This window comes from Enterobacteriaceae endosymbiont of Donacia crassipes (genome assembly GCF_012569785.1).
In the GTDB taxonomy this organism is placed as follows: domain Bacteria; phylum Pseudomonadota; class Gammaproteobacteria; order Enterobacterales; family Enterobacteriaceae.
Genome location: NZ_CP046202.1, coordinates 736 through 3,886 on the forward strand (window position 1 = coordinate 736; position 3,151 = coordinate 3,886).

Sequence of the window (3,151 nt, forward strand, 5' to 3'; positions counted from 1 at the left end):
TTTAACTTATCCTGGTATTTACCTACTCTCACATGAGGAGACCTCACACTACCATTGGCACTACAATGTTTCACTTCTGAGTTCGGGATGGATTCAGGTGGTACCACTGCGTTATTTATACCAGGATTACTTTATTAAGTACTATCTAATAATCAATTTAAACGATTCTGGTGTTGTAAGGTTAAGACTCACGGGTGTTTATTAGTACTGGTTAGCTTAACATATTACTATGCTTACACACCCAGCCTATCAACGTTATAGTCTTTAACGTCCCTTAAGAAAATTTTATAAATAATTAATAAAATTTTGGGAAGATTAATCTCAAGGTAAGTTTCGCACTTATATGCTTTCAGTGCTTATCTTTCCCATATTTAGCTACCGGGCAATGCCATTGGCATGACAACCCGAACACCATAGATATGTTCACTCCGGTCCTCTCGTACTAGGAGCAAATCCTTTCAATCTTCCAACGCCCACGGCAGATAGGGACCGAACTGTCTCACGACGTTCTAAACCCAGCTCGCGTACCACTTTAAATGGCGAACAGCCATACCCTTGGGACCTACTTCAGCCCCAGGATGTGATGAGCCGACATCGAGGTGCCAAACACCGCCGTCGATATGAACTCTTGGGCGGTATTAGCCTGTTATCCCCGGAGTACCTTTTATTCGTTGAGCGATGGCCTTATCATACAGAACCATCGGATCACTAAGACCTGCTTTCGCATCTGTTCGAATTGTCATTCTTACAGTTAAGCCAGCTTATACCTTTGCACTAACCTCACGATTTCCGACCGTGATTAGCTGACCTTAGTACTCCTCCGTTACTCTTTAGGAGGAGACCGCCCCAGTCAAACTACCTACCAGACATTGTCTCTAATCCGGATTACGGATTTAGGTTAGAATAATAAATATCAAAGGGTGGTATTTCAAGGTTGATTCCATACTGACTAGCGTCAATATTTCATTATCTCCCACCTATCCTACACATTAATATTTATTATTCAATATCAAGCTATAGTAAAGGTTCACGGGGTCTTTCCGTCTTGCCGCGGGTACACTGCATCTTCACAGCAATTTCAATTTCACTGAGTCTCAGGTGGAGACAGTCTGACCATCATTACGCCATTCGTGCAGGTCGGAACTTACCCGACAAGGAATTTCGCTACCTTAGGACCGTTATAGTTACGGCCGCCGTTTACCGGGGCTTCGATCAAGAGCTTCTTATGAAATAATAACTCTATCAATTAACCTTCCGGCACCGGGCAGGCGTCACACCGTATACGTCCACTTACGTGTTTGCACAGTGCTGTGTTTTTAATAAACAGTTGCAGTCAGCTGTTATCTTAGACTGATTTCAGCTTAAAAAGTAAATTTTCTTACCTACAATCAGTGTGCCTTCTCCCGAAGTTACGGCACTATTTTGCCTAGTTCCTTCACCTGAGTTCTCTCAAGCGCCTTAGTATTCTCTACCTGACTACCTGTGTCGGTTTAGAGTACGATTCAATATTATTTAAGTTTAGAGGATTTTCTTGTAAGCATGGTATCAATTACTTCAATACAATAAAGTACTTCGTCATCACGCCTTAATGTTAATAATTATCCGGATTTTCCTAGATAATCCATCTACACGCTTAAACCAAGACAACCATCACTTGGATAATTTAACCTTCTTCGTCCCCCCTTCACAATAATAATGAGTACAGGAATATTAACCTGTTATCCATCGACTACGCTTTTCAGCCTCATCTTAGGGGTCGACTTACCCTACCTCGATTACCGTTGGATAGGAACCCTTAGTCTTTCGGCGAATAGGTTTTTCACCTATTTTATCGTTACTCATGTCAGCATTCGCACTTCTGATATCTTCAATAAACTTTACAATTTATCTTCAACGATTTACAGAACGCTCCCCTACCCAATAAAAATAATATTCTTTCTTATTGTCGCAGCTTCGGTGTATAATTTAGCCCCGTTAAATCTTCCGCGCAGAATGACTAGACCAGTGAGCTATTACGCTTTCTTTAAATGATGGCTGCTTCTAAGCCAACATCCTGGCTGTTTATGCCTTTCCACTTCGTTTCCCACTTAATTATAACTTAGGGACCTTAGCTAGCGATCTGGGTTGTTTCCCTCTCCACAACGGACGTTAGCACCCGCTGTGTGTCTCCTGTGATAACATAAATTCGGTATTCGTAGTTTGCATCGGATTGGTAAATCTGGTAGATTCCCTAACCGAAACAGAGCTCTACCCCCGAATATGAATTACACAAGGCGCTACCTAAATAGCTTTCGGGGAGAACCAGCTATCTCCCGGTTTGATTGGCCTTTCACCCCTAACCACAAGTCATCCGCTAATTTTTCAACATTAGTCGGTTCGGTCCTCCAGTAAGAATTACCAAACCTTCAACCTGCTCATAGTTAGATCACCGGGTTTCGGGTCTATATCCTGCAACTAAACGCCCTTTTAAGACTCGGTTTCCCTACGGCTTCCTTATACAGTTAACCTTGCTACAAAATATAACTCGCTGACCCATTATACAAAAGGTACGCAGTCACACTTTTTTAAAATGCTCCTACTGCTTGTACGTATATGATTTCAGGTTCTATTTCACTCCCCTAACCGGGGTTCTTTTCACCTTTCCCTCACGGTACTAGTTCACTATCGGTCAGTCAGTAGTATTTAGCCTTAGAGGATGATCCCCCTACATTCAAACAAGATTACTCGTGTCTCGTTCTACTCATTGAGACTATAATTATCATATTTTCATATACAGGACTATCACCTTGTTTCGTATAACTTTCCAGTTATTTCTACTAACATGATAAATAAAATACATCTCGGGCTTCTTCCTGTTCGCTCGCCACTACTAAGGAAATCTCTGTTGATTTCTTTTCCTCAGGATACTTAGATGTTTCAGTTCCCCTGGTTTACTTCGTAATTCTATGTATTCAAATTACGATAATATATAATTACATATATTAGGTTTCCCCATTCGGATATCGCCGACTAATAACGCTTTGTATCAGCTTATCGACGCTTTTCGCAGATTTACACGTCCTTCATCGCCTCTGACTGCCAAGGCATCCATCATATACGCTTATTTACTTAACCTTACAACCCACAATCGTCTAAATATTTAAATTAATAA

Annotated in this window: 2 rRNA genes; both read right to left on the bottom strand. The window is 41.2% G+C overall.

The annotated features are described in order from the left end of the window. Positions 1-9: 9 nt before the first annotated feature. Positions 10-125 (bottom strand): 5S ribosomal RNA (rrf, locus tag GJT95_RS00010). Positions 126-177: 52 nt separating this feature from the next. Continuing rightward, a 23S ribosomal RNA gene (locus GJT95_RS00015) occupies positions 178-3,114 on the bottom strand. Positions 3,115-3,151: the final 37 nt, after the last annotated feature.